This is a genomic window from Pseudomonas sp. MWU12-2319 (assembly GCF_023242525.1).
Taxonomy (GTDB): Bacteria; Pseudomonadota; Gammaproteobacteria; order Pseudomonadales; family Pseudomonadaceae; genus Aquipseudomonas; species Aquipseudomonas gingeri_D.
The window spans coordinates 54,826-78,914 of the sequence record NZ_JALJES010000009.1 but is presented as its reverse complement, the minus strand read 5'-3'; the positions used below and the strand labels follow the sequence as shown (position 1 = coordinate 78,914).

Below are 24,089 nucleotides of genomic sequence, written 5' to 3'. Positions count from 1 at the left end.
TCAAGCATTTGGCTGCTTGATCTCTTTTTCGTTTAAGGGCGGCGCAAATCTTGTCGCCTTCCTTGTACCGGGCAATTCACGTACGCTTTGAAGATCGTTCGATCTCTGTATTAGACGCAATGACCATCGCGTACGACCCAGGCAAGACAGCCCGGGCAAGACTTATTGCAGACGAAGAATCATTCTAAGGGAACTAGAACATGTCATCCGCCAAGAGCGTCATCAGCAGCAATCGAGACGCCTGGAACGCCTCCGCCGATCACCACAGAACCAGCCGCGCCTGGACGACTCTCCTCGAATCTGTCGGCATGCCAGACTTTTCATGCCTGGATGCAACCCTGACCGAGCGCTTGCGTGAGGTCGGTATCGCCGGCAAGGACGTTATCCAACTGGGCTGCAACAACGGCCGCGAATCACTTTCGTTATTTGCCCTGGGCGCCCGAACCGTCGTGGGGCTGGACCAGGCCTCTGCCTTTCTGGACCAGGCACGCGAGCTGACCGCACGCTCTCCCCATACACCGACATTCGTCGAATCCGATGTGCATGAGTTACCAGCCGATCTTCACGAAAGTTTCGATATCGCCCTGATCACCATCGGCGTCCTGAACTGGATGCCAGACATCAAGGCGTTCTTCGTCCACGCAGCGAAGACGCTCAGGCCGGGCGGCACGCTGGTGATCTACGAAACCCATCCCTTTCTGGAGATGCTGGACCCCGAGTCTACCGACCCGTGGAGAATCTCCAGCTCCTACTTCCAGACCGGCCCAATCGTTGAAGACAAAACCATCGTCTACGAAGGCCAAGCCGAGGCCAACGGCATCAGTAGCTACTGGCATCCTCATACCCTGGCTGAAATCATCACCGGCGCGATCAGTGCCGGTTTGCGCATCAGTCATTTCTCGGAGTACCCGCACTCCAACCGGGAAGAGATCTATGACATCTATGAAGACGGCTATTGGGCTGTGCCAATGTGCTACACCCTGACGGGCATCAAGATGTAGCGAGGATGAAGCAACCGGTAGACAAGCAACACGCAACACTCCAATAAAAAACAAGGATCCGTTCATGACGTTCAATCTCCCCCGCACCGTATTGGCCACCACCCTCGGCCTGGCGCTCGCCTGCGGTTTCACCGCACCGGCCTGGAGCGCCGAACCCCATAAACAAATCCAGGCCGACGCCGAACAGTACAAGGCCGAAGCCCTGAAGTTGCTGGAACGCCTGGTCAATATCGATTCGGGTTCCGGCTACGAGCCGGGCCTGACCCAGGTACGCGATATCACCGTTGATGAGCTGAAAAAACTCGGCGCGACCATTGAACTGGTGCCCGACGCGCACGCCCGTAACAGCCACGTACTCGCTACCTTCAAGGGCACCGGCAAGGCCAAAATCCTGTTGATGGCGCATATGGACACGGTGTTCAAGGAAGGCTCGGCAAGCGAGCGTCCATTCCAGATCAAGGACGGTCGCGCCTACGGCCCTGGCGTAATGGATGACAAGGGCGGCATCGTCGCCGGGATCTATGCCCTCAAAGTGCTGAAGAACCAGAACTTCCAGGACTACGCGCAAATCACCTTCCTGCTCGACGCCAGCGAGGAAACCGGCTCGGAGATCGCCTCCGAACTGATCCGGAACACCGCCAAGGCCCACGACGTGACCCTGAACCTGGAACCCGGTCGTCCGGCCGATGGCCTGGTGGTCTGGCGCAAGGGCAGCGCCACCGCGGTGGTCGAGATCAAGGGCAAGGCCGCGCACGCCGGCGTGGCACCGGAGTTGGGACGCAACGCGGCCATGGAAGCAGCCCACCAGATCCTGCAACTGAGCAAGCTGGGCGATGAAGAGAAGAAGACCACCATCAACTTCACCTTGCTCAAGGCCGGGGACCGGATCAATGTGATCCCTGACCAGGCCACCGCCAAGGCCGATGTGCGGGCGGCATTGCCGGAGGAGTTCGATCGGATCGAGAAGGACCTGGCACGGGTTTCGGCCAACAAGCTGATTCCGGAAACCGAGGTCAAGACCAGCCTGTTGCGCGGTTTGCCGCCGATGCCGGAAACCGCCGAGTCGGATGCGCTGGTGACCATCGCCCAGGGGATCTACGGTGAACTGGGCCGCAAGCTGACTATCGAGGGCAGCGGCGGGGCGGCGGATGCCAGCCTGTCGGCGGGCGTGGGCACGCCGACGCTGGATGGCTTCGGGATTGTCGGCGGTAATATCCATACCCCCGAGGAATACGCCGAGGTGGAAAGCGTGTCGCCCCGGATCTATCTGCTGAGCCGCATGATCATGGAACTGGCCAAGCGCTAGGGCCTGGTTTTGTCAGATCGTTCCCGCAACGCCGGGAACGATCTGAGCGCAGGTTGCCCCCAACTTTGCATCAGCCCGCCTGGGTATAACGTTCGATAGTGGGCTGTTCTCGATGCTCCACCGTCTGCCTGAATACTCAGCCAGAGACGTGCAGTACTGATGCCAGCGCGCTCCAGTCTTACAGCAAGATCTGGGCTGATGGGGGCATGCCCATGAAGGAGCTCCGTTCAGTGGTAGTCCAAGTAGTTGACCAATTCGACGTCCGTTCCTACGAAACGGAAGATTACACGCCAGTTGGCGGTCACGGTGATTGGCCAGAATCCTGGCATTTCACCTTCTAGCGCGTGTAGCCTCCAACCAGGAAGGTTCACATCATCTGGAGTCTCTGCCCGGTTTAGCGCGAGCAATACGCCGGATAATCGCTTTGCCTGGTCCGGGCTGATACCGCTGGTTGAGCCGCTTTCGAAAAAAATCCGAAGGACTTTGCCTCAATCGACAAAGATGATCTTCGACACCAGGTCCGCGCTGTTCTTGGCCTGCATCTTTTTCATCAGGCGGGCACGGTGGACTTCCACGGTCCGATGGGAAATCGCCAGCTTGCGGGCTACTTCCTTGCAGGTCAGGCCGTTGACGATATGCATCGATATTTCCCGTTCCCGCGGCGTGAGGTCCACCGTGGCGTGGTGTGCCCGATCCAGGCGTTCGAAGTGCCAGACCATCAGCTTGAACGGATCGTCCGGAGTCAGGGTATAGCCCTGGGACCTGGCCCAGAACACCTCGCCGTTCTTGTGCTGCATAAAACGTTCGTCGGCGTAGGAGCCGCTCTTGCTGCGGCGCAGCCAACTGCGACTGCGATTGCCGATGGTCTTGTAGTCGGCCTGGGACGGGTAGATCAGCAGGGTCAACTGCCCCAGCAGCTCTTCGCGCGGGTAACCGAACAACTCCAGGAAGGCCTCGTTGCAATCGAGCATCAGGCGATTGCCGGTGATCAATTGCGCTGCGGGCGAGACCATGAAGGCCAGGCGCTGAAGGTCTTTCAGTTGTTGTGTGAAGACGGTCATTGGCATCCTGCCTCAAGGTAAGTCCGATACTGGCGATTTCCGGCCCGGAATCGCTACGTACCCAGGTAGGTAGTTGTACTAACTGGCGAGCGATACCGGCGATGCGCCATTGTAAGCAATGCCTGATCCATGCCAAGAAGAAAATCACCATGATTCATGATTGTGTCTCCATTGTTGCGGCCGGCCACTCGCGCTTTGGCCGGCTTGAAGGTTCCACCCTGGAAGATCTGATCGTTCAGGTGACCCGTCAGGCGCTGGCGGATGCCGCGATCTCGGCTTCGGAGATCGATGCGTTGTTCCTCGGGCATTTCAATTCGGGCCTGGTCCCGGACGGTTTTGCCAGCTCGTTGCTGCTGCAAGCCGACCCGGGGCTGCGCTTCAAACCCGCCACCCGCTGTGAAAACGCCTGTGCTTCGGGCTCGGCGGCGATCCAGGCGGGGATCAACGCGATTCTCTCGGGCTCCGCCGAGCTGGTGCTGGTAGTGGGCGCCGAGAAGATGACCGGCAACTCCACGGCCGAGGTCACCAAGGCCCTGGCCGGTGCGGGGTACCAGAACGATAGCGAGGAGGCGGGCTTGAGTTTTCCGCAACTGTTCGGCCTTGCCGCGCAGCAGTACCGCCAGCGTTACCACTGCCCCATGGCGTCCATGGCCGCCATCGCGTCCAAGAACCACGCCAATGCCATGGCCAATCCCCTGGCCCAGATGCATCGGGTGATGGATTTCGAACACTGCAACAACGTCTCCCGGAGCAATCCCTATGTCGCGCCGTCGCTGCGCCTGACCGATTGTTCGCTGATCAGCGACGGCGCGGCGGCCATTGTGCTGGCCTCGTCCCGGCGCGCGCAGCAGTTCCGCCGCGAGGTGCGGATCCGCTCGACCGCCCAGGTCAATGATCTTCTGCCGATCGCCCGCCGTGACATCCTCGCCTTCGAAGGGCCGCAGCGGGCGATCCACTCGGCCCTGCGCAGCGCCAGTGTGACCCTCGGCGACCTCGGCTTTGCCGAAGTCCATGACTGCTTTACCATCGCCGAGCTGCTGATCTACGAAGCCATGGGTCTGGCGCCCCGGGGCGAAGGGCATCGGGCCCTGGATGACGGCACCGTGCGCCCGGGTGGGCGGCTGCCGGTGAACCTGTCCGGCGGACTCAAGGCCAAGGGACACCCGGTGGGCGCGACCGGGGTCTCGATGCATGCCCTGGCATTTCGGCAACTGACCGGCGAACCGATTGGCCTCGCGGCCCAGAATCCCGAGTTCGGTCTGGTATTCAATATGGGTGGCATGGCGGTCGCCAACTACGCTTCGGTTCTTCAGGCACGCAGGAGCTGAGCATGAATATCGCCAACTGGCTGGAAGACACCGCCTTGCGTTGTCCGGAGCAACCCGCCTTGTTCGAGGGGCTGAGGCAAGTCGCCAACTATGGGGCCTTTGTGGCCCTGGTTCGGCACCGGGCCGCGTATCTGGTCAACGAGCACGGGATCGTCCCTGGTGATCGTGTCGCCCTGTTCATGCTGAACTGCTGTGAATACCTCGAGCTGCTCTACGCCATCTGGTGGGTCGGCGCCGTGGCGGTGCCGATCAACTGCAAGCTGCACCCTGTCGAGGTCAGCTGGATCGTCGAGAACGCCCAGGCCCGGCTGATTTTCACTGACGGTGGCGAGGTGTTCGCGCCCGATATCCCGCTGCCGGGTTGCCGAGAGCTGGATCGGGAAGACATGGGCGAGTTCGAGCCGGTGGCTTCGACGGCGCTGGATACCCCTTGTCTGCGTCATGCCGATGACCTGGCCTGGTTGTTCTACACCTCCGGCACCACCGGTCGATCCAAGGGCGTGATGCTGAGCCATGGCAACCTTATGGCCATGTCGCTGTGCTATCCGCTGGATGTGGACCCGGTCAGTGCCGAGGATGCCGTGGTCTATGCGGCGCCGATGTCCCATGGTGCCGGTCTCTACAACTTTATCCACGTGCGCCGTGGCGCGCGCCATGTGGTCCCTGAGTCCCGTGGCTTCAGGGCCGACGAGCTGTTCGGCCTGGCGAACTGGCTGGGCAATGTCAGTCTGTTCACGGCGCCCACCATGCTCAAGCGCATGGTCGAGCAGGCCCGCCGTCAAGGTTATAGCGGGGAGGGCATCAAGACGATTGTCTATGGTGGCGCTCCCATGTACCAGGCGGACCTGAAGGAGGCCCTCGTTACTTTCGGGCCACGACTGGTGCAGATCTATGGCCAGGGCGAGAGCCCGATGACCATCAGTGCCTTGTCCCGCCAGGTGATTGCCGATCGCAAACACCCCGAATGGGCGACGCTGACCGCGTCCGTGGGCCGCGCCCAGTCCTGCGTGGAAATCCGCATCCTCGATCCCGGGCACCGGCCGCTGCCGGTTGGTCAGATGGGCGAAATCGCCGTGCGCGGGCCCACCGTCATGCAAGGTTACTGGCGCAACGAGGCCGCAACGCGCCAGACCCTGGTGGAAGGCTGGCTGCTGACCGGTGACGTGGGCTTTGTCGACGAGGCCGGTTACCTGACGCTCACCGACCGCTCCAAGGATGTGATCATTTCCGGCGGCAGCAACATCTATCCCCGGGAAGTCGAGGAAGTGCTGGCACAGCACCCGGGGGTCTTTGAAGTCTGTGTGGTGGGCGAAACGGATGCACACTGGGGTGAATCGGTGGTAGCGTTCGTCGTCGCGCGCATCGCCGGGACGCTTGACGAGTCGTCGCTCAATGCCTGGTTCGTCGAGCGCATGGCCTCGTTCAAGAAGCCGAAGAAGTATGTCTTTCGCAGCGATCTGCCAAGAAACAGCTATGGCAAGGTCCTCAAGACCGAACTGCGCCTGTGGTTGAAGCACAGCGCCAATGACACCCTCGTTCCCTGAACAACCCTTTTACGGATAGCCATCAGACAGGAGTCCCTTCCATGGGAATGCAACACACAGACCCGGCCCGGCAACGACGCCGGGCGTTTATCGGTGCAACTTCCGGCCACCTGATCGAATGGTACGACTACGGCGTCTACGGCTTTCTCGCCGTCTATATCGGCCGGTCGTTCTTCGTCTCCGACGACCCCACCACCAGCCTGCTCGCCAGTTTCGCCGCCTTTGCCCTGAGCTTTTTCATCCGGCCGTTGGGCGGACTGTTCTTCGGCCCGCTGGCGGACAAGATCGGTCGACGCAAGACCCTGATCACGGTGCTGGTGATGATGGCCGGTTCCACCTGCCTGCTGGGGTTGTTGCCGACCTATGCAACCTTGGGGATTGCCGCGCCGATCCTGCTGGTGCTGATTCGTTGCGTGCAGGGTTTTTCCGCCGGCGGCGAGATCGGCACCATCACCAGCTTTATTTCCGAGTACGCGGGGCCAGGACGGCGAGGCTTTGCCACTTGCTGGCTGATGGTCACGGCGGTGCTTGGCCTGTTGCTCGGTGGCGCGGTGGCCAACGGCATGACCTGGACCCTGGGCGCAGAGCTGATGCAGGACTGGGGTTGGCGCATTCCCTTTTTGATGGCGGCGCCCCTGGGCCTGATCTCGATGTACATTCGCCTGAAGCTGGAAGACAGCCCCGAGTTTATCGCCTTGTTGCAGGCCGGGCAGACCTCGAAGGCGCCACTGCGGGAAGTCTGGCAGTGGAAACGGGCGATTGCCCTGGTGTTCTTTATCATCACCCTGCACAGCTCGATCTTCTACCTGGTACTGACCTTTGCCTCGACCTACATGTCGAGCATTCTCAAGTTCGACAGCGGCACGACCCTGCTCTACGTCTTTACCGCCAGCTTCTCGGCGGCCTTTGTGATGCCGTTCGGCGGGGCGTTCACCGACCGCTACGGGCGCAAGCCGTTTCTGCTGGTGGTGGGGACCCTGGCGACCCTGGCGATGTTCTGGCTGTTCAAGTCGGCGCCGACGGCCACGGCGGCCTCGTTTTTCTGGCCGCTGATGGCGGTGGCGATCCTGTTCGGGCTGTATGCCTCGTCGACCTACGCACTGATGAGCGAACTGCTGCCCACGCGCATCCGTTCCACCGGTATCGCGGTGGCGTACAACATTCCGGTGGCGGTATTCGGTGGCAGCGCGCCGCTGATTTCCACCTGGCTGATCAAGTTGACCGGGGACATTACTTCGCCCTGGTACTTCTATGTCGGCACGGGGGTGGTGTCGCTGATTGCGCTGGTGTTGTTGCGTCAGGGGGATTTTGTTGCCAGCACCGGTGCGGCCCAGACCCGCAAAGTGGTGCCGAGCGCCGCTGCACCGATGCCGGCCAGTTAATGAGATCTTGAGAACGCCACAACCTTGTAGGAGCAGGGCTTGCCCGCGAAGGCGTACTTGAGGCCGCCAAAAGCTTCGCGGGCAAGCCCTGCTCCTACAGGACCGTGTTCAGCCTTGATTGGGCACCGCTTCCCTGGGCGCCAGAATCAGGTCCCGCGCAGAATAGAAACCCTGCACCAACCGATTCTTGGCCCGGTACTCGCACAACACCAGCAGGGTCTCCGGGAGATGGGCGGCCGTTGAGCCGTGCTTGACCACCATTATCTTGCCGCCCGAGCGCAGGCGTACATGTGAACCAGGTTCGAATGTGCCCATCATCAGTGACCTCACAAGGTTACAAGGTTTTTTGTGTCCGCTGCGTCCAACCCCCACCGAGGGCCTTGTAGAGATTGACCTCGGCGGTCAGTTGCGACAGCCGATCGGTGATCAGGCTCTGCTGGGCGCTGAACAGTGAGCGCTGGGCATCGAGAAAGGTCAGGCTGTTGTCGACGCCGATACGATAGCGGCGTTCCGCCAGGCGGTAATACTCCTGGTTGGCCTGCACCAGATCGTTCTGTGCTTTCAATTGGTTCTTGTAGGTCTGGCGTGCCGCCAGGCCGTCGGAAACTTCCTGGAAGGCGGTCTGGATCGATTTCTCGTACTGCGAGACGCGGATGTCCTTCTGGATTTTCGAGTAATCCAGGCTCGCCTGCAGGCTGCCGGCGTTGAAAATCGGGATATTGATCTGCGGTTGAAACAGCCAGCCTCCCGAGCCGCCCTTGAACAGCCCGGACAGTTCATTGCTGGAAGTCCCGGCGTTGGCGGTCAGGGTGATGCTCGGGAAAAACGCCGCGCGGGCGGCCCCGATGCTGGCATTGGCCGACTGCAACTGATATTCGGCCTGGAGGATGTCCGGACGCCGTTGCAGCAGGTCCGAAGGCAGGCCGGCCGGTACTTCGGCGAGCCAGTCGGAGGCCAGTGGGCGGCTGGACGGGGTGTCCGCGACCGCGGTGCCCACCAGCAGGGTCAGGCTGTTGAGGTCCTGGGCGACCTGGCGCTGAAAGGCCGCCAGGCTGGTCCTGGCGCTTTCCACCGAGGTGCGCGACTGGGCCAGGGCCAGGGACGAGGTGGTGCCGACTTGCTGGCTGCGTTCGGTCAGGCGCAGGCTCTTCTCGTAGGAGCTGAGGGTGTCCTGGGTCAAGGCCAGCAGTTCCTGGTCGGCGCGCCAGGTCAGGTAGGCGTTGGCGACACTGGCCACCAGGCTCAACTGGGTGCTGCGCCGGGCTTCTTCGCTGGACAGATAGGTCAACGAGGCCTGGTCACTGAGGGCGCGGATGCGTCCGAACAGGTCCAGTTCATAGGAACTGATCCCCAGTGTTGCCGAATAGGTGCTGCTGGTCACCGCGCTGCCGGTTTGCGTGAGACTGGCCGGCAGGCGCTGGCGGGTGCCGCTGCCGTTGGCGCTGATCGCCGGGAACAGGTCGGCGCGCTGGATCTGGTATTGCGCCTGGTAGGCCTGGACATTGAGGGCCGCCACACGCAGGTCGCGATTGTTCAGCAGCGCGCTTTCGATCAGTTGTTGCAGCGTCGGATCGCGGAACAGCTCACGCCAGCCCACGTCCGCGGCCATCGTCCCGGAGAGAGCCGGGGCGTAGGCGGGTGTCTGCGGGTATTGTGCGGCGACCGGCGCGGCGGGGCGCTGGTAGTCCGGGATCAGCGAGCAGCCGCTCAGGGCAAAGGCCATGGCCACCCAGGGGCTCAGGGATTTGTTCATTATGCTCCTATCATCCACTTGGCCAACCCATGTCGCCCGCTGACACCCAGCTTGGCCGCGGAACGCTTGAGGTAGGTTTCGATGGAACTGTTCTTGACGCAGAGTTTTTCTGCGATCTCAGGTACGGTGCCGCCGGCCAGCAGCCCCAGGCAGACCTCTTTTTCCCGCACCGAGAGCGTGACCTCGCAAGCACTCAGACGCTCGTTGAACTCGCGCTGCAACTGCGTCTGTTCCAGGGCAACCAGGTTGCGTGGGCTTGACCCACTCGGGCTTTTTGCGCTGGATTGGCGATGGGCACGGGCATGTCGCTCCGTCAGGGGCAACAAGGTCTCGGAGAGGTATTTCAGAAAGGACAGCTCTTGCAGGGTGAAGTCGCGATCCACCCGTGGGCGGTGCAGCGAAATCACACAGCAACGATTGGCCTTGCGCGAAATCAGGCTGCACTGATGGGATGTGCCGAGGCAGTTATTGTCCTTCTCGTTTTTCATCCGGGCATTGAGGTGGATCAGCAGGGCGTCTTCCACTTCCAGCACGCGCTTGACCAAGGGATGGTCGTTGCGGTGCTTGGCATTGGTTGGGCAGACCGCTTGCATCTGCGGGCTCAACTCAAGACCGGCGTAGCCCAGCAACTGGACATCGACAACCGCCGATTGGGCGTCGTCGACGGTCCATTCGCTCAGTTCAACGCGGCTGACCGCCACCGAAGCGTTGATCAGTTGGTGCATGTTCGTCAGGAATGTTTCATTGCCGACGCTGGAAACCAGTTTCCCCAGCTCCAGGTAAATGTGGCTTTTCTCTACATCTTTGGCATTCGTCTGTTGGTTCATATGCTGATCCTGCATATCAGAAGTAGCTTGCAATCCTGTCGTCGGGGAGTACGAAGTCCGTCCGCCTCCCCGGGACGCTCAAACCATTTCTAGCCTTGATACCTGGAAGTTCAGGTATCACCCGTGAATCCCTTCACAAAAACGATTCAGTCAGTAGTGATAATTAAGCTCAGTTAAGTAGGAAAAGTCTGTAGTGGAAAACAGGGACATCCTACGCCGCGGAGCCGGCGCTGTTTAGTTGACGCTGACATTGTGAGAATGAAAAGCGCTCCTGTCTGAGATTCATGACACTTCACCTGCCTTCAGCGCCTGGGAAATCGCCTGGCCCAGCGCACTGACATAAGGGGCCTTGACCAGTGTGTTGTGGGTTCCGGGCAGCGCTGTGACGCTTGGCGGGGTCCCGAGCAACGCCCCCCAGCCCAGCAGCGGGTCGCTGCGTTCCTGCCCGCTGGCGGTAAACAGCGTGACCTTGAGCGGGGTGGCCGGGCTGACATAGGCGCCGACGGCCAGGCGCGTCGCATAGGCCACCGCGAGGTGGCTGCGCAACAAGCCGGCATCGACGTCCTGGGGCAGCTCCTCCGGCAGCAGCCGGTGGCTCATGCACAGGGCCAGCATCGCCTCGATGGCTTCTTCTTGGGCCAGCTCGGTCAGTTGTCGGCGCACATCCGGGTCGACCTGCCCGGGCAGCCAGGCCATCAGGAATTGCCCTTCGCTCAAGGACTCCGGCGCGGCCTGTTCAGGGCGGGCCGAGGCGTCGATGATGCCGAGGAACTCCAACTGCTCGCCGCCGGCTTGCAGCTGACGGGCCATTTCATAGGCGATCAGGCCGCCGGCCGACCAGCCGGCGAGGCGGTAAGGCCCTTGTGGCTGGACCTGGCGAATCGCCGCCAGGTAACGCGCGGCCATGGCCGGCACTTCGAACAAGGGTGTTTCGCCGGCGACCAGGCCACTGGCGGCCAGGCCGTAGAGCGGCACCTGTGGGTCGAGCACCGGGGCCAGGTCGCGGACATATTGCACTTCGCCGCCCAGGGGGTGGACCAGGAACAGCGGCCGTTGCGAGCCGGTACGGCGTACCGGCACCAGATTGCTGTGCTGACCGGGGCGCGTCTGGCCGTCCAGGGTCCGGGCGAAACCGGCGATGGTCGGTTCGACGAACAGATCGCGCACGGCAATCGGCTTGCCGAGCACCTTGCGCAAGCGCGAGGCCATCTGCACCGCCATCAGCGAAATACCGCCGAGGCTGAAGAAGTCGTCATGCCGGCTGACGTTCTCCAGCTTGAACAGGTCCTTCCAGAGGTTGGCGATGGCGATTTCGGTATCGCCCTGGGGCGCTTCGTAAGGCAGAGCCTCGGACGGCTGTGCTTCAGCGGCGGCGGGGACTGCCTCGGCATGGGCCGCACGCGGTAGTGTCGGGGTGTTCTCCAGCACCTGGCCGATCGTCTGCTGCGCGCCGGCCACCAGGTTTTCCAGGACCTTGGCAAACAACCCGGCGATGGCCTCCACCGTCGCGGTGTCGAACAGGTCGCTGGCGTATTGCAGGCTGCCGCCGATGTGATCGGCGGTGTCCACCAGCGACAACGACAGGTCGAACTGAGTGGTGCGGTGCGCGCTGTCCAGGGACTCGACCTGCAGGCCGGGCAGTTGCAGCGGTGCCGGCGGGGTGTTGTCCAGGCTCAGCATCACCTGGAACAACGGGCTGTGGCTCATGCTGCGGGTCGGCTGCAAGGCACTGACCACCTGCTCGAACGGCAGGTCCTGATGGCTGTAGGCCGCCAGTGTCAGGTCCTTGATCCGCACGAGCAGCTCGGCGACACGGGTGTCGGCTCCGCCCGCAACGCGCAGCGCCAGGGTGTTGGCAAAGAAACCGATCAACGGCTCCAGTTCCGGACGTTGACGGTTGGCCACCGGGGTACCGACCACCACATCGTTCTGGCCACTCAGATGACTCATCAGCACCGACCAGCCGGCCAGCAGGACCATGAACAGCGTGCTGCCCTGGGCCTGGCTGAAGGCGCGCAGGTCGGCGCTCAAGGCCGGCGAGAAGGCGCAGTTGACGATCCCACCGGCATAACTCTGGATGGCCGGGCGCGGACGATCCAGGGGCAGGTTCAGCAGGCTCGGCGCACCTTCCAGATGCTGGCGCCAGAAGTCGACCTGGGCTTGCAGCGCCGGGCCGTCGAGGGACTGGCGCTGCCAGGCGGCGTAGTCCACGTATTGCAGGGCCAGGGCCGGCAACGGGTCCTTGTGGCCTTGGCTGAACGCGGTGTACAGCACGCTCACCTCATGGGCCAGGACACTGTTGGACCAGCCGTCGGAGACGATGTGATGCAGGGTGATCAACAGCACGTGCTCTTCGTCGGCCATTTGCAGCAGCAAACCACGCAGCAATGGCCCCTGGCTCAGGTCGAACAACTGTGTCGCACTGTCCTGACCGAGGCGGGCCAGGGTCGCCGCGCGTTCATCACTCGGCAATTCGCGCAGGTCCTCTTGTGCCAGCGGGAAGCGGGTATCGGCCGGAGCGATTTTCTGCAGCGGTTCGCCGTCCACCAGTTCAAAGCGCGTGCGCAGGGTTTCGTGGCGTGCCACCAGGCGATCCAGGGTGGCGTGCAAGGCGGCCTTGTCCAGCGTGCCGGTCAGGCGCAATGCCGTCGGCAAGTGGTAGGCGGCGCCGGCGGCGTGATCCAGGTGATCGAGGAACCACAGGCGTTGCTGGGAGAACGACAACGGCAGGCGGCCCGAGCGGTTGGCCAGGGGAATCGATTGCGCTTCGCTCGGTGCCGAGGCGTTGACCAGTGAGGCCAGGCCCCGCACGGTCGGTGCGTCGAACAGCTCGCGCAGGGTGATTCGCGCGCCGAGCTTGCGCCGCAGCCGCGAGAGCAACTGCACGGCCAGCAGCGAATGGCCGCCCAGTTCGAGGAAACCGTCGTTGCGCCCGACCTGATCCAGGTGCAGCAAGCCTTTCCAGATCTCGGCGATGGCCAGTTCGGTATCGCCTTGCGGCGCCTCGTAGGCCTTGCTGGCCAGGGCGTCCTGGCCGGGGGCGGGCAGGGCGCGGCGGTCGAGCTTGCCGTTGGCGGTCAGCGGCAGGGCGTCCAGATGGACGAAGGCGCTCGGCACCATGTACTCGGGCAGGTGCTTGAGCAGCTCGCTGCGCAGGTGTTCGGCCGGAACCGGCTCGCCACAGACATAGGCGACCAGGCGCTGGTTCTCCGAATCACCCTGGCTGTCGTCGCGGGAGATGACGATCGCTTCGCGCAGACCCGGGACGGCCAGCAGGGCGTTTTCGATTTCACCCAGCTCGATACGGAAACCGCGGATCTTCACCTGGAAGTCGTTACGGCCCAGGTACTCCAGGGTGCCGTCGGCCAGCCAGCGGCCGAGGTCGCCGGTTTTGTAGAGGCGGGCATTCGGGACGTCGGAGAAACGGTCGGCGATAAAACGTTCCGCGCTCAGTTCGTCGCGGTTGAGGTAACCACGGGCCACACCGGCACCGCCGATATGGATTTCCCCGGCCACGCCCAGTGGTGCGGGTTCGCCACGGGCATCGAGGACATGCACCTGGACGTTGGCAATCGGCCGGCCGATGCTCGGTTTTTCACCGAGATCACGGATCAGGTCGATGGTGGCGTCCACCGTGCACTCGGTCGGGCCGTACATGTTGTAGAAGCGGATGGTCGGGCAGTTGCGCAGCTTTTCCCAGGTGCTGGCGTTGATCGCTTCGCCACCCAGCAGCACGCTGATCGGCTGGTAGCTGCTGCGTTCCAGCAGGCCGGCGGAGAGCAGGGTATCGAGCTGCGACGGGGTCGAGTCGAAGGCATGCACCTGATGGGCTTCGAGGAAGTCCAGCAGTTCGCTGCCGCTGGCGCGGATCAGTTGCGGGATGATCACCAGCTTGTGGCCGGAGAACAGCTGCGAGATACCCTTGATCGACATGTCGAAGAAGAAGCCGGCGTTAAGCGCCACGGTCGCTGGCGTCGGGCAATGCTGGTGGGTGGTGCGGGTCAGCACGTTCCAGAAGTTGAACACCGAGCGGTGCTCGACCATCACGCCCTTGGACTGGCCGGTGGAACCGGAGGTGTAGATCACGTAGGCCAGGTTTTCTGGCGTCAGGCCCGGAACCACTGGGTTGGCGTCGAAAGCCTCATCATCGGCGGCACGCAGTGATTCGGCGGTGTCGAGCAGCACCAGCGGCGTGTCGCCAGCCGGCAGGGTGAGCGCCGTTTGGGTCAACAAGGCGCGTGGCTGGCTGTCCTGCAGCATGAAAGCCATGCGGTCGGCGGGGTGGGCCGGGTCGATAGGCACATAGGCCGCACCGGCCTTGAGCACACCTAGCAGACCGACAATCATGTCCAGGCTGCGTTCGGCGCAGATGGCCACGCGTTCGTCGGGTTGTACACCAAGGGCCAGCAGTTGCCGGGCCAGATGGTTGGCGCGGCGGTTGAGCTGGCGATAGCTCAGTTGCCGGCCTTCACAGACCAGGGCCACGGCCTCGGGGTTAGCGCGGACCTGGGTTTCGAACAGGGCATGGATCGGCTCTGCGGGGGCAAACGCGGTAGCGGTGTTGTTGAAGCTGTTGAGCAGCAGTTGCCGCTCGGCTTCGGGCACGACGTCCAGGCTGCTGGCCAGACGTGCCGGGTCTTGCTCAAGCGCCTCGACCAGCTCGGCAACGGCCTGACCAAGATAGGCGGCGATGCGGTGCGGGTCGATACCACTGATGGATTGCGCGGTCAGGGAGAAACCGCTGGCCACGTTCGCTACGGCAATCTCGATCGGGTAGTTGGTGCGGGTTTCAGAGGCGATGAAGTGGATACCTTCATGCTCGCCCATGTCCTCGACGTTCTCCCCGGAGGCATTCACCAGGTCGCCGTGACGGCAGTTGAGGATCACCGTGAACAACGGCAACGACGCATCCACCGCACTGCAACGCTGGGCCAGGGCCAACGGCGCCTGCTCGTGGGTCAGGAGTTCACTGAGCTGCTGGTAGGCGTCCTGGACGATATCGCCCACGCTGTGGTGTTGCAGGCGAATACGCATCGGCAGGGTGTTGATAAACATTCCCAGCGCATGGTCGGCACCGGTGGTGCCCTGGGAGCGCCCGGACAACACGGTACCGAAGATCCCGTCGTCGCGCCCGCTGGTGGCCGCGACCACCAGGCCCCAGGCCGCATGGAACAGCACCGAGGTCGGTACGCCCTGGGCGCGCGCGGTGCGATAGACCCGGGCACTGAGATCTTCGCTCAAGTGCTGCACCGCACGCTGGATCCCGGCGCCGTTGCCGCGAACATCGAGCACGCCATAAGGCGCGGTGGTGGCATCGACATCGGCCAGCAGGCGGCGGAAGTAGGCCTCATGCTCGGCTTGGGAAACGCTGGCGGCCTGGGCGATGAAATTGCGGTAGGGCTGCGACGGCGGCAGGCTGTCGGCCTGGCCGGCCAGCACCGCCTGGATCTCCAGCATGATCAGGCGCAAGGTGACGTTGTCGCTGACCAGGTGGTGGTCGAGCAATGCCAGCAGCCACTGTTCGCGCCGGGCATCGTAGGTGATATGCGCGGCGATCAGCGGTGCCTGTTGCAGATCCAGACGCAGATGATGGGTGTCGGTACGCTGGCGTAACGTCTCCAGGGCGTCTTCACCGGGTGCTGTCTCCAGGTTGATCACCGGCAGTTGGGCCCGGCGATGAACCACCTGCACCGGTTGCGGCAGGCCGTGCCAGCGCAGGGCGGTGCGCAGGATGTCATGGCGGTTGATCACCACCTGCACGGCGGCGAGGAAGTTGTCCAGCAGCGTGCGAGTGGTAAAGGTCACCACGGTGCGCATCAGGTAGGCGTCGCCTTCGGACTGCAACAGGTGGTGGAAGAGGATGCCTTCCTGCAAGGACGACAGCGGGTAGATGTCCTGCACGTTGGCGGCGCCGCCCGGAACATCGGCGACGATTTGTTCGATCTCCTGCGGGCTCAGCGTCACCAGCGGCAGCATCTGCGGGGTCAGCGCGGTGCAATCGGCCGGGATCAGGTTGGCCGGGACCACCCGTTCGGCACGGCTGCCGCCGGCGAGGACGGTGGCCATGGCCTGCAGGGTTGGCGCCGAGAACACGGTGCGCACATCCAGTTGCAGACCGGCCTGGCGCAAGCGTTCGATCAGGCTGATCACCAGGAAGGAGTGACCGCCGAGTTCGAAGAAGTGATCCTGGCGACCGACCCGCTCAACGCCGAGCAATTCCTGCCAGGCAGCGGCCAGGGTGGTTTCGATCGCCCCCAGCGGTGCTTCGTAGCGGCGGCTGACGGCGGCGGACAGGTCCGGTGCCGGCAGGGCCGTACGGTCGAGCTTGCCGTTGGTGGTCAACGGCCAGGCCGCGAGGGTCACGAAGGCGCTCGGCAGCATATGTTCGGCCAGCACGCTGGCCAGTTGGCCGCGCAGGGCCGAGGACTCGGGAACGCTGCCGTCTTCGGCGATCAGGTAGGCCACCAGGCGTTTGTCGCCGGGTTGGTCCTCACGGACGATCACCAGGGCTTCGCGGACTTCGGCACAGGCCAGCAGTTGCGCCTCGATTTCACCCAGTTCGATACGGAAACCGCGGATCTTGATCTGCGAGTCGTTGCGGCCGACGTAGACCACGCCGCCATCAGTGCGGTAACGGGCGACGTCGCCGGTGCGATACAGGCGGGCACCCGGCACATCGGAGTAAGGGTCGGCGATAAAGCGTTCGGCGTTCAGCGCGTCACGGTTCAGGTAATGCCGGGCGACCCCGGCGCCACCGATATAGATCTCGCCATTGACGCCCACCGGCACCGGTTGCTGGTAGTCATCGAGGATGCGCAGGCACAGGTCCGGCAGCGCCGGGCCGATCAGGCTCGGTGCGGCGGTGTCGATCTCGGCCTGGCTGACCGGGTAGTAGGTGGCGTGCACGGTGATCTCGGTGATGCCGTACATGTTCACCAGGCGGGTGCGCGATAGCGGGGTACTCGCGGTCCACGGCCGCAGGCTGCGAAAGTCCAGGGCCTCGCCGCCGAAGATGACTTCGCGCAGGCTGTGTTCTGCCTCGCTGCGGCCGCGCGCCTCGATAAACTGGCGGAAGGCGCTCGGCGTCTGGTTCAGCACGCTGACCTGCTGCTGGCAGACCAGGGCATAGAAGTCATCCGGCGAACGGGCCACGTCGCTCGGCACGATCACCAGCTTGCCGCCGTAACTCAGGGCGCCCCAGATTTCCCAGACCGAGAAGTCGAAGGCGAAGGAGTGGAACAGCGTCCAGGTGTCGCTGTGGTCGAAGTCGAACAACTCGGCGGTGGTGTCGAACAGCCGCGCGACATTGCCGTGTTCCACCAGCACGCCCTTGGGCAAACCGGTGGAACCCGAGGTGTAGATGACGTAGGCCAGGTGCTGCGGCGCCAGGCCCAGTTCGTCGGCCTGCGGGTTGAGGTCCAGGTTGCTGTCAGCGGCGGCGTCTTCGCGGTTCAACTCGTCGAGTTTCAGCACCGGCACGTTATGCGCCAGCAGGGCATCGAGGCAGGCCGTCTGTGCGAGCAACGCCACCGGTGCGCTGTCGTCCAGCAGGTAGGCGAGGCGTTCGGCCGGGTAGGCCGGGTCCAGCGGCACGTAGGCGGCACCGGCCTTGAGCACGGCCAGCACTGCGCAGAGCATGTCGACGCCGCGCAGGGAGAGGATCGCCACCCGATCATCCGGGCGCACCCCCTGGGCGAGCAGGGCGCGGGCAATGCCGTTGGCGCGGCGGTTGAGGGCCTGGTAGCTCAGGCTCTGCTCGCCGAAGACCAGGGCGGTGCGCTGCGGGTGATTGGCCGCCTGGGTTTCGAAACGCTGGTGAATCAGTTGCTCGACAGCGAATGTCGCTTTCGGCGGTAGCAGCGCCGGCGAGGCCTGGCGTTGCGCGGGGGTGAGCAATGGCAGGCCGAGTACCGGTTGCGCAACATCTTCGATCATCGCTTCCAGCAGGATCTGGAAGTGCTGGGCGAAGCGTTCGACGGTGGCGCGGTCGAACAGGTCGCTGGCGTACTCGATCACCCCGGCCAGGGTACCGTTGCTGCTGCCGAGGGTCAGCATCAGGTCGAATTGCGCGGTTTCATGGGCCTGGGCCACGGGCACCAGGCTCAGGCCCGGCAGGCTCAGTTCGACGCCAGCCGGGGTATTGTCCAGCGACAGGGCGACCTGGCACAACGGGTTGTGGCTCAGGGAGCGTGGCGGCTGCAAGGCCTCGATCACTTGCTCGAACGGAATGTCCTGGTGTTCGTGGGCCGCCAGGGTGGTCTGGCGGACCTGCTCCAGCAGTTGCGCCACGCTCGGGTCCTGCCCGAGGTCGACGCGCAGGGCCAGGGTGTTGACGAAGAAACCGATCAGGTTTTCGGTTTCGGTCCGGCCGCGGTTGGCGGTCGGTACGCCGATCACCACGTCGCGCTCGTTGCCCAGGCGTGCCATCAGCACCGACCAGGCACTGAGCAGGCCCATGAACAGGGTGATGTTGTGGGCCTGGCAGAAGCGCTCCAGGCGTTGGTACAGCGCCGCATCGATCTGTACCGGTACGTCGCCGCCACGGTAGCTCTGCACTGCGGGGCGTGGCCGGTCGGTGGGCAGGGACAGCAGCGCCGGGGCGCCGCCCAGGTGCCCACGCCAGAATTCGGCCTGTTCGGCCAGGCGCTCGCCGGTGAAGGTGCGGCGCTGCCACGCGGCGTAGTCGGCATACTGGATCGACAGGATCGGCAGCGGGTCTTCCTGCTGCTGGTTGAAGGCCTGGTAAAGGGCGGCGAACTCCTTGACCAGCACCCCCACCGACCAACCGTCGGAGATGATGTGGTGCTGGGTGATCAGCAGGATGTGTTCGTCATCCGCGAGGCGCAGCAGGCGCCCGCGAATCAGCGGACCCTGGCGCAGGTCGAAGGGCGCCGTGGCTTCGCTGTTGCCAGTGCGCGAGGCGCTGAGGCTGGCCTGCTCGTAGGACAGCGTGCGCAAGTCCTGCTCGGCCAGGGCGAAACCGCAGTCCGCCGGGGCGATAATCTGCACCGGCTGTTCGCCGTGGCGTTCGAAGGTGGTGCGCAGGCTTTCGTGACGCGCCACCAGGCGGTCGAGGGCGGCCTTGAGTGCGACGTGGTCGAGATTGCCGCGCAACAGCAGCGACATCGGCATGTGATAGGCACTGCTGGCGCCGGGATCGAGCTGGTCGAGGAACCACAGGCGTTGCTGGGAGAACGACAGCGCCAAGGGCGCGCTGCGCTCGACCGGCTCGATGCTGTCGGTCCCGGTCGCTTGCAGGCCGCCGACCACCCGCGCCAGTTCGGCCACGGTGGGGTGGCTGAACAGCTGGCGCAGCATCATCTCGCCGCCCAGTTGCTGACGTACCCGGGAAACCAGTTGCGCGGCCAGCAGGGAGTGGCCGCCGAGTTCGAAGAAGCCGTCATGCCGGCCCACGCGTTCCAGGCCCAGCAGTTCCTGGAATATCTGCGCCAGGGCCAGTTCGGTGGCGCCTTGCGGTGCGGTGTAGCCGCGCTCGGACATGGCATCCAGGTCCGGCGCCGGCAGCGCGTCCTGGTCCAGCTTGCCGTTGCCGGTCAGCGGGTAGGCCGCCAGGCTGACAAAGGCGCTGGGGATCATATAGTCCGGCAGGGTGGCGCCCAGTTGTTTGCGCAAGGCCGCGATTTCCAGGCGGACCGACGGCTTGGCGATCAGGTAGGCAATCAGGCGCTTGCCCTGGCCCACGTCATCGCGAGCCAGGACCCGGGCTTCGCGCACGCCGTCACAGGCCAGCAGCTTGGCCTCGATTTCCCCCAGCTCGATACGGAAACCGCGAATCTTCACCTGGGCGTCCATCCGACCCAGGTGAATGATCTCGCCGTTGTCCAGCAATTTGCCCAGGTCCCCGGAGCGATACAGGCGCTCACCGGGACGCAGAGGGTCGGCGATAAAACGTTCGGCGGTCAGCTGCTCACGGTTCAGGTAACCGCGACCGACCCCCAGGCCGCCGACACAGATTTCCCCGGCCACGCCGATGGGCAGCAGGCGCTGCTGGGCGTCGAGGACATAGGCCACGGTGGTCGGGATCGGCCGGCCGACATTGGAGATACCGGCAGCGATATCCGCCGCCGCGATGGCCTTGTAGGTCACGTGCACGCAGGTTTCGGTGATGCCGTACATGTTTACCAGCGCCACATGGGCGAAGGCTTGATGGAAGGCGTCGAGCTTGCCCAGCTCCAGGCTTTCACCGCCGAAGATCACATAACGCAGGTGTTCCAGGCGCACATCGCTGCGGGCCAGGGCGGCGCCGCTGAGCTGCAGGAAGGCCGACGGGGTCTGGTTGAGCACCGTCACCTGTTCGCGTTCGAGGAAACCCAGCAGCTCCGCCGGATCGCGGCGCAGGGCTTCGGGGACCAGGGTCAGGCGGCCACCATGGAGCAGGGCGCCGTACATCTCCCAGACCGAGAAGTCGAAGGCGTTGGAGTGGAACAGCGACCAGACATCCTCGGCGTTGAAGGCGAATTCCGAGCGATTGTTGTGCATCAGCCGCACGACGTTGCGGTGTTCCAGCAGCGCACCCTTGGGTTCGCCGGTGGAGCCCGAGGTGTAGATCACATAGCAGAGATGATCCGGGGCGTTGAGGTTGGGCAGGTTGGCCGAATCCCGGGCGTTGTGGGGCGCCGCATGGGTCGATTCGGGCGCGAAGACTTCAATGCCGAGCGCCAGCAGCGCGGGGCTGATGTCCTGGCCGGCGATGGCCTTGCTGGCACCGCTGTCGCGCAACACATAGGCGATACGTTCAGCCGGCGAAGCGGGATCGATCGGCACATAGGCGGCGCCGGCCTTGAGCACCGCCAGGGTGGCGATGATCATCGCCAGCGAGCGCTCCAGGGCAATGGCCACCAGTTCCTGCGGTTGCACGCCCGCGTCGCGCAGACTGTGGGCCAGGCGGTTGGCCTGTTCGTTGAGTTGGCGATAGCTCAGGCGTTCCTCGCCGAGGTTGACGGCGATATTGTCCGGGGTCAGGCGTGCCTGTTCCTCGAAGATCTGGTGCAGGGTCAGGCTGTCGGGCCAGGCGGCTTCGGTATTGTTGAAGTCGAGGACCTGCCGCTGGCGCTCGGCCGCATCCAGCAGGGCGACGTCGTCGACACGCTGTTGCGGGGTGTCGACAAAGGCCTGCAACAGGCGCACGTAGTGACGCATCAGTTGCTGGATAAATTCAGGGTCGAAGAAGTCGGCGTTGTAGGCCAGGTGACCATTCCAGTGTTGCTCGCCGGCACTGATCAACAGGTGCAGGTCGTTCTTGCCGTAGCCCAGGTTGGTTTCCAGGCTGTTGATCGCGAGCCCGGCGATCAGGGTGCGGCTGTCGCTGACGGACTGGAAGTTGAACAGCACGTCGAACAGCGCGGTGCGGCTCATGTCCTTGGCTGGATTGAGGGCCAGCACCAACTGGTCGAACTGCATGTGGCGATGACGACGGGCGTCGGCCAGGGTGCCGGCAGTCTGTTCCAGCAGGGTTTGCAGGGTGGTGTCGCTATCGCAGGTGCCGCGGATCACCAGCAGGTTGTCGAGCGGGCCGACCACGTCTTGCAGGGCCGGTTCGCGGCAGGCTGCCGTAGTGCCGATGACCAATTCATCGTGCCCGGCATAGCGCCGCAGCAGGGCGGTGAAGGCGCTCAGCGCCAGGCTGTCGGTACTGACGCCGACTTCCCGGGCCAGCTCGCCGAGGCGCTTGACCAGCGCCGCCTCGATAACGAACTCATGGGTGGCTTCGCTGAAGACATGCACCGCCGCCCGTGGGCGGTTGAGTGGCAGCTCCAGAGCTTGCAGCTTGCCGCGCAGTTGATAGCTCCAGTAGGCCCGCAGGTTTTCGCGCACGGCGGCCGGCAACTGGCGCTGCCAGGCGGCGAAGTCGCCGTAACCCAGGGACAGCGCCGGCAGCGTGGCTTCGCGCTCGGCGCAGGCGGCTTCATAGAGGGCCAGCAGGTCGCGCTTGATCAGTTGCATCGACGTGCGGTCGGCCAGCAAGTGGTGCACGGCCAGGGCCAGCACGGCATTTTTCTCGTCCGCGCGAATCAGGCTGGCACGCACCAGGCTGCCGCCGTTCATGTCCAGGGGACGGCGGGTTTCGGCCAGGGCCAGGGCCGTCAGGTTGCCCGGAGTACCCTGGAGCTGTTCCAGCACCAGGCTCGCCGGGCCGTCAAAGCTCTGCCAGGCGCTGGCACCGTCGGAATGCACCCGGCAGCGCAGGATGGCGTGGCGGGCCAGCAGCCCGTCGAGGGCGGTTTGCAGGGCCGGGACCTGCAGTTCGCCGAAGATCTCCAGCAGCAGCGCGACGTTGTGATAGACCGGGTTGGCCTCGTACAGGTAGCCGGTTTCGAAGGTGTCGACGAACCAGACCCGTTCCTGGTGATAAGACAGCGGCAGCCGTGCCGGGACTGGCACCAGCGCGCTGACCTCGGGTAGCGCCAGGGCGGCGTCCAATTCCAGGGCGCCGAGTCGGGTTTGCGGGGCTTCGGTGAAGCACTGCAGCAGGCGTTCGAAGCGCGCCGCCAGGCGTTCGACGGTACTGGCGTCGAACAGGGCGGTGGAATACGACAGGCTGCAGGACAGGCTCGCGCCGCCTTCGTCGATATGTAACGACAGGTCGTGCTGGGTGTTGTCCTTGTGCGACGGCAGGAACTCCAGGTTCAATCCCGGCAATTGCAACTGCCCGCCGGCACCGCCGGCGTTGGTGTAGAGCATGGTCTGGAACACCGGACTGTAGCTGGCGCTGCGAGGTGGCTTGAGGGCCTCGACCACTTGCTCGAACGGGGTGTCCTGGCGGCTGGCGGACTCCAGCAGCAGCTCCTTGACCTGTTGCAGCACCTGGTCGAGGGTCGGGTTGGCGTCCAGGCGCACCCGCAGGGCCAGGGTGTTGACGAAGAAACCGATCAACGCCTGCACGTCCTGGCGGTCGCGGTTGGCGGTCACGGTGCCGATCACCACGTCCTGCTGGCCACTGATCCGGGCCAGCAGGACCGCCCAGGCGGCCATCAGGGTCATGAACGGGGTCGCGGCACGGGACTGGGCGAAGCGGGTGATGGCCGCGGACAGGGCCACGGGCAAATCGAAGCTCAGGGTCTCGCCACGGTAGCTCTGCACCGCCGGACGTGGCCGGTCGGTGGGTAACGCAAGCAAGGCCGGGGCGCCGGCCAGGTGACTGCGCCAGAACTCGACGTGCTGGCTCAGGCGTTCGCCTTCCAGGTGCCGGCGTTGCCAGGCCGCGTAGTCGGCGTATTGCAGGGCCAGGGCCGGCAGGGGATCGGCCTGGCCGGTGCTGAAGGCCTGGTACAGCGCGGCGAACTCCTTGACCAGCACCCCGATGGACCAGCCGTCGGAGATGATGTGGTGCTGGGTGATCAGCAGGCGGTGTTCATCGTCGGCCAGGCGCAGCAGGCTGCCACGGATCAGCGGCCCGTTCAGCAGGTCGAAGGGCGCCGTGGCTTCGCGTTCGCTCAACCGGGCGGCCTGTTCTGCCGCCAGCTCGACGGACAGGTGGCGCAGATCGTGCTCCGCCAGGCTGAAGCCGCAGTTGGCCGGCGCGATGATTTGCACCGGCTGCTCGCCGTCACGGCGGAAGGTGGTACGCAGGCTTTCATGGCGGGCCACCAGTTGATCGAGGGCGGCCTTCAGTGCGTTGTGGTCAAGGCTGCCGCGCAGCACCAGTGCTGCCGGCATGTGGTAGGCGGCGCTGGCCGTCGGGTCCAGCTGATCGAGGAACCACAGGCGTTGCTGGGCGAACGACAGCGCCAACGGACCGTCGCGGTCCACGGCAACCATGTCGTCCGAGGTGGTATCGACGGTCCGCGTGGCGCCGCGCTGCTTGAGCAGGCGCAGCATGGCGGCACGTTTCAACTGGTCGAGACTATCGTTATGTGAGTTCAATTT

General features: G+C 64.1%; 11 protein-coding genes and 1 pseudogene. 5 read left to right on the top strand and 7 right to left on the bottom strand.

Annotated features, from left to right (window positions below; genetic code table 11):
• Positions 1-200: 200 nt before the first annotated feature.
• On the top strand, positions 201-1,001 hold the full coding sequence (locus M5C01_RS16145; RefSeq protein WP_152740409.1) for a class I SAM-dependent methyltransferase: 801 nt from the start codon (positions 201-203) through the stop codon (positions 999-1,001).
• A 64-nt stretch (positions 1,002-1,065) separates the two neighbouring features.
• The gene (locus M5C01_RS16140; RefSeq protein ID WP_152740410.1) at positions 1,066-2,307 is read left to right on the top strand and encodes a M20/M25/M40 family metallo-hydrolase; all 1,242 of its coding nucleotides are present in this window, start codon (positions 1,066-1,068) and stop codon (positions 2,305-2,307) included.
• A gap of 70 nt (positions 2,308-2,377) precedes the next feature.
• On the opposite strand, the pseudogene M5C01_RS16135 reads toward M5C01_RS16140, so the two are convergent.
• From M5C01_RS16135 to M5C01_RS16125, 3 genes and pseudogenes are all read right to left on the bottom strand, one after another.
• Positions 2,378-2,534 (bottom strand): annotated as a pseudogene (locus tag M5C01_RS16135) (addiction module antidote protein, HigA family); the annotation flags it as partial.
• Entirely contained in the window at positions 2,535-2,780 is a 246-nt protein-coding gene (locus tag M5C01_RS16130; RefSeq protein WP_178129911.1) for a type II toxin-antitoxin system RelE/ParE family toxin, read from the bottom strand. It lies immediately after the preceding pseudogene.
• 15 nt (positions 2,781-2,795) lie between these two features.
• Positions 2,796-3,368 (bottom strand): LuxR C-terminal-related transcriptional regulator, encoded by a 573-nt coding sequence (locus M5C01_RS16125; RefSeq protein ID WP_103499341.1) that lies wholly within the window; start codon positions 3,366-3,368, stop codon positions 2,796-2,798.
• A gap of 149 nt (positions 3,369-3,517) precedes the next feature.
• On the opposite strand from M5C01_RS16125, the gene M5C01_RS16120 reads away from it, so the two are divergent.
• The 3 genes from M5C01_RS16120 to M5C01_RS16110 are packed head-to-tail and all read left to right on the top strand — an operon-like array spanning position 3,518 to position 7,622.
• Positions 3,518-4,696, top strand: coding sequence for an acetyl-CoA acetyltransferase (locus M5C01_RS16120; RefSeq protein ID WP_152740411.1), 1,179 nt, complete (start codon positions 3,518-3,520; stop codon positions 4,694-4,696).
• 2 nt (positions 4,697-4,698) lie between these two features.
• Positions 4,699-6,240, top strand: a complete 1,542-nt coding sequence (locus tag M5C01_RS16115) for an AMP-binding protein (protein ID WP_103499342.1) — start codon at positions 4,699-4,701, stop codon at positions 6,238-6,240.
• Between the two features lie 41 nt (positions 6,241-6,281).
• The gene (locus M5C01_RS16110; protein ID WP_247263496.1) at positions 6,282-7,622 is read left to right on the top strand and encodes an MFS transporter; all 1,341 of its coding nucleotides are present in this window, start codon (positions 6,282-6,284) and stop codon (positions 7,620-7,622) included.
• A gap of 108 nt (positions 7,623-7,730) precedes the next feature.
• On the opposite strand, the gene M5C01_RS16105 is transcribed toward M5C01_RS16110, so the two are convergent.
• The 4 genes from M5C01_RS16105 to M5C01_RS16090 form a co-directional block, all read right to left on the bottom strand.
• Positions 7,731-7,937: a hypothetical protein gene (locus tag M5C01_RS16105; protein ID WP_103499346.1), complete on the bottom strand. Its 207-nt coding sequence runs from the start codon at positions 7,935-7,937 to the stop codon at positions 7,731-7,733.
• Between the two features lie 19 nt (positions 7,938-7,956).
• Positions 7,957-9,375: an AdeC/AdeK/OprM family multidrug efflux complex outer membrane factor gene (gene adeC / locus M5C01_RS16100; protein WP_152740412.1), complete on the bottom strand. Its 1,419-nt coding sequence runs from the start codon at positions 9,373-9,375 to the stop codon at positions 7,957-7,959.
• Positions 9,375-10,202: a helix-turn-helix transcriptional regulator gene (locus M5C01_RS16095; RefSeq protein WP_103499344.1), complete on the bottom strand. Its 828-nt coding sequence runs from the start codon at positions 10,200-10,202 to the stop codon at positions 9,375-9,377. Before M5C01_RS16095 ends, adeC begins: the two co-directional genes overlap by 1 nt.
• 282 nt (positions 10,203-10,484) lie before the next feature.
• The gene (locus tag M5C01_RS16090; protein WP_152740413.1) at positions 10,485-24,086 is read right to left on the bottom strand and encodes a non-ribosomal peptide synthetase; all 13,602 of its coding nucleotides are present in this window, start codon (positions 24,084-24,086) and stop codon (positions 10,485-10,487) included.
• Positions 24,087-24,089 lie beyond the last annotated feature (3 nt).

What these genes read in the sequence shown, in the direction of transcription:
- M5C01_RS16145 (WP_152740409.1), top strand. Translation starts at nt 201, where the DNA reads ATGTCATCCGCCAAGAGCGTCATCAGCAGCAATCGAGACGCCTGGAAC.
- M5C01_RS16140 (WP_152740410.1), top strand. Translation starts at nt 1,066, where the DNA reads ATGACGTTCAATCTCCCCCGCACCGTATTGGCCACCACCCTCGGCCTG.
- M5C01_RS16125 (WP_103499341.1), bottom strand. Translation starts at nt 3,368, where the DNA reads ATGACCGTCTTCACACAACAACTGAAAGACCTTCAGCGCCTGGCCTTC.
- M5C01_RS16120 (WP_152740411.1), top strand. Translation starts at nt 3,518, where the DNA reads ATGATTCATGATTGTGTCTCCATTGTTGCGGCCGGCCACTCGCGCTTT.
- M5C01_RS16115 (WP_103499342.1), top strand. Translation starts at nt 4,699, where the DNA reads ATGAATATCGCCAACTGGCTGGAAGACACCGCCTTGCGTTGTCCGGAG.
- M5C01_RS16110 (WP_247263496.1), top strand. Translation starts at nt 6,282, where the DNA reads ATGGGAATGCAACACACAGACCCGGCCCGGCAACGACGCCGGGCGTTT.
- M5C01_RS16105 (WP_103499346.1), bottom strand. Translation starts at nt 7,937, where the DNA reads ATGGGCACATTCGAACCTGGTTCACATGTACGCCTGCGCTCGGGCGGC.
- adeC (WP_152740412.1), bottom strand. Translation starts at nt 9,375, where the DNA reads ATGAACAAATCCCTGAGCCCCTGGGTGGCCATGGCCTTTGCCCTGAGC.
- M5C01_RS16095 (WP_103499344.1), bottom strand. Translation starts at nt 10,202, where the DNA reads ATGAACCAACAGACGAATGCCAAAGATGTAGAGAAAAGCCACATTTAC.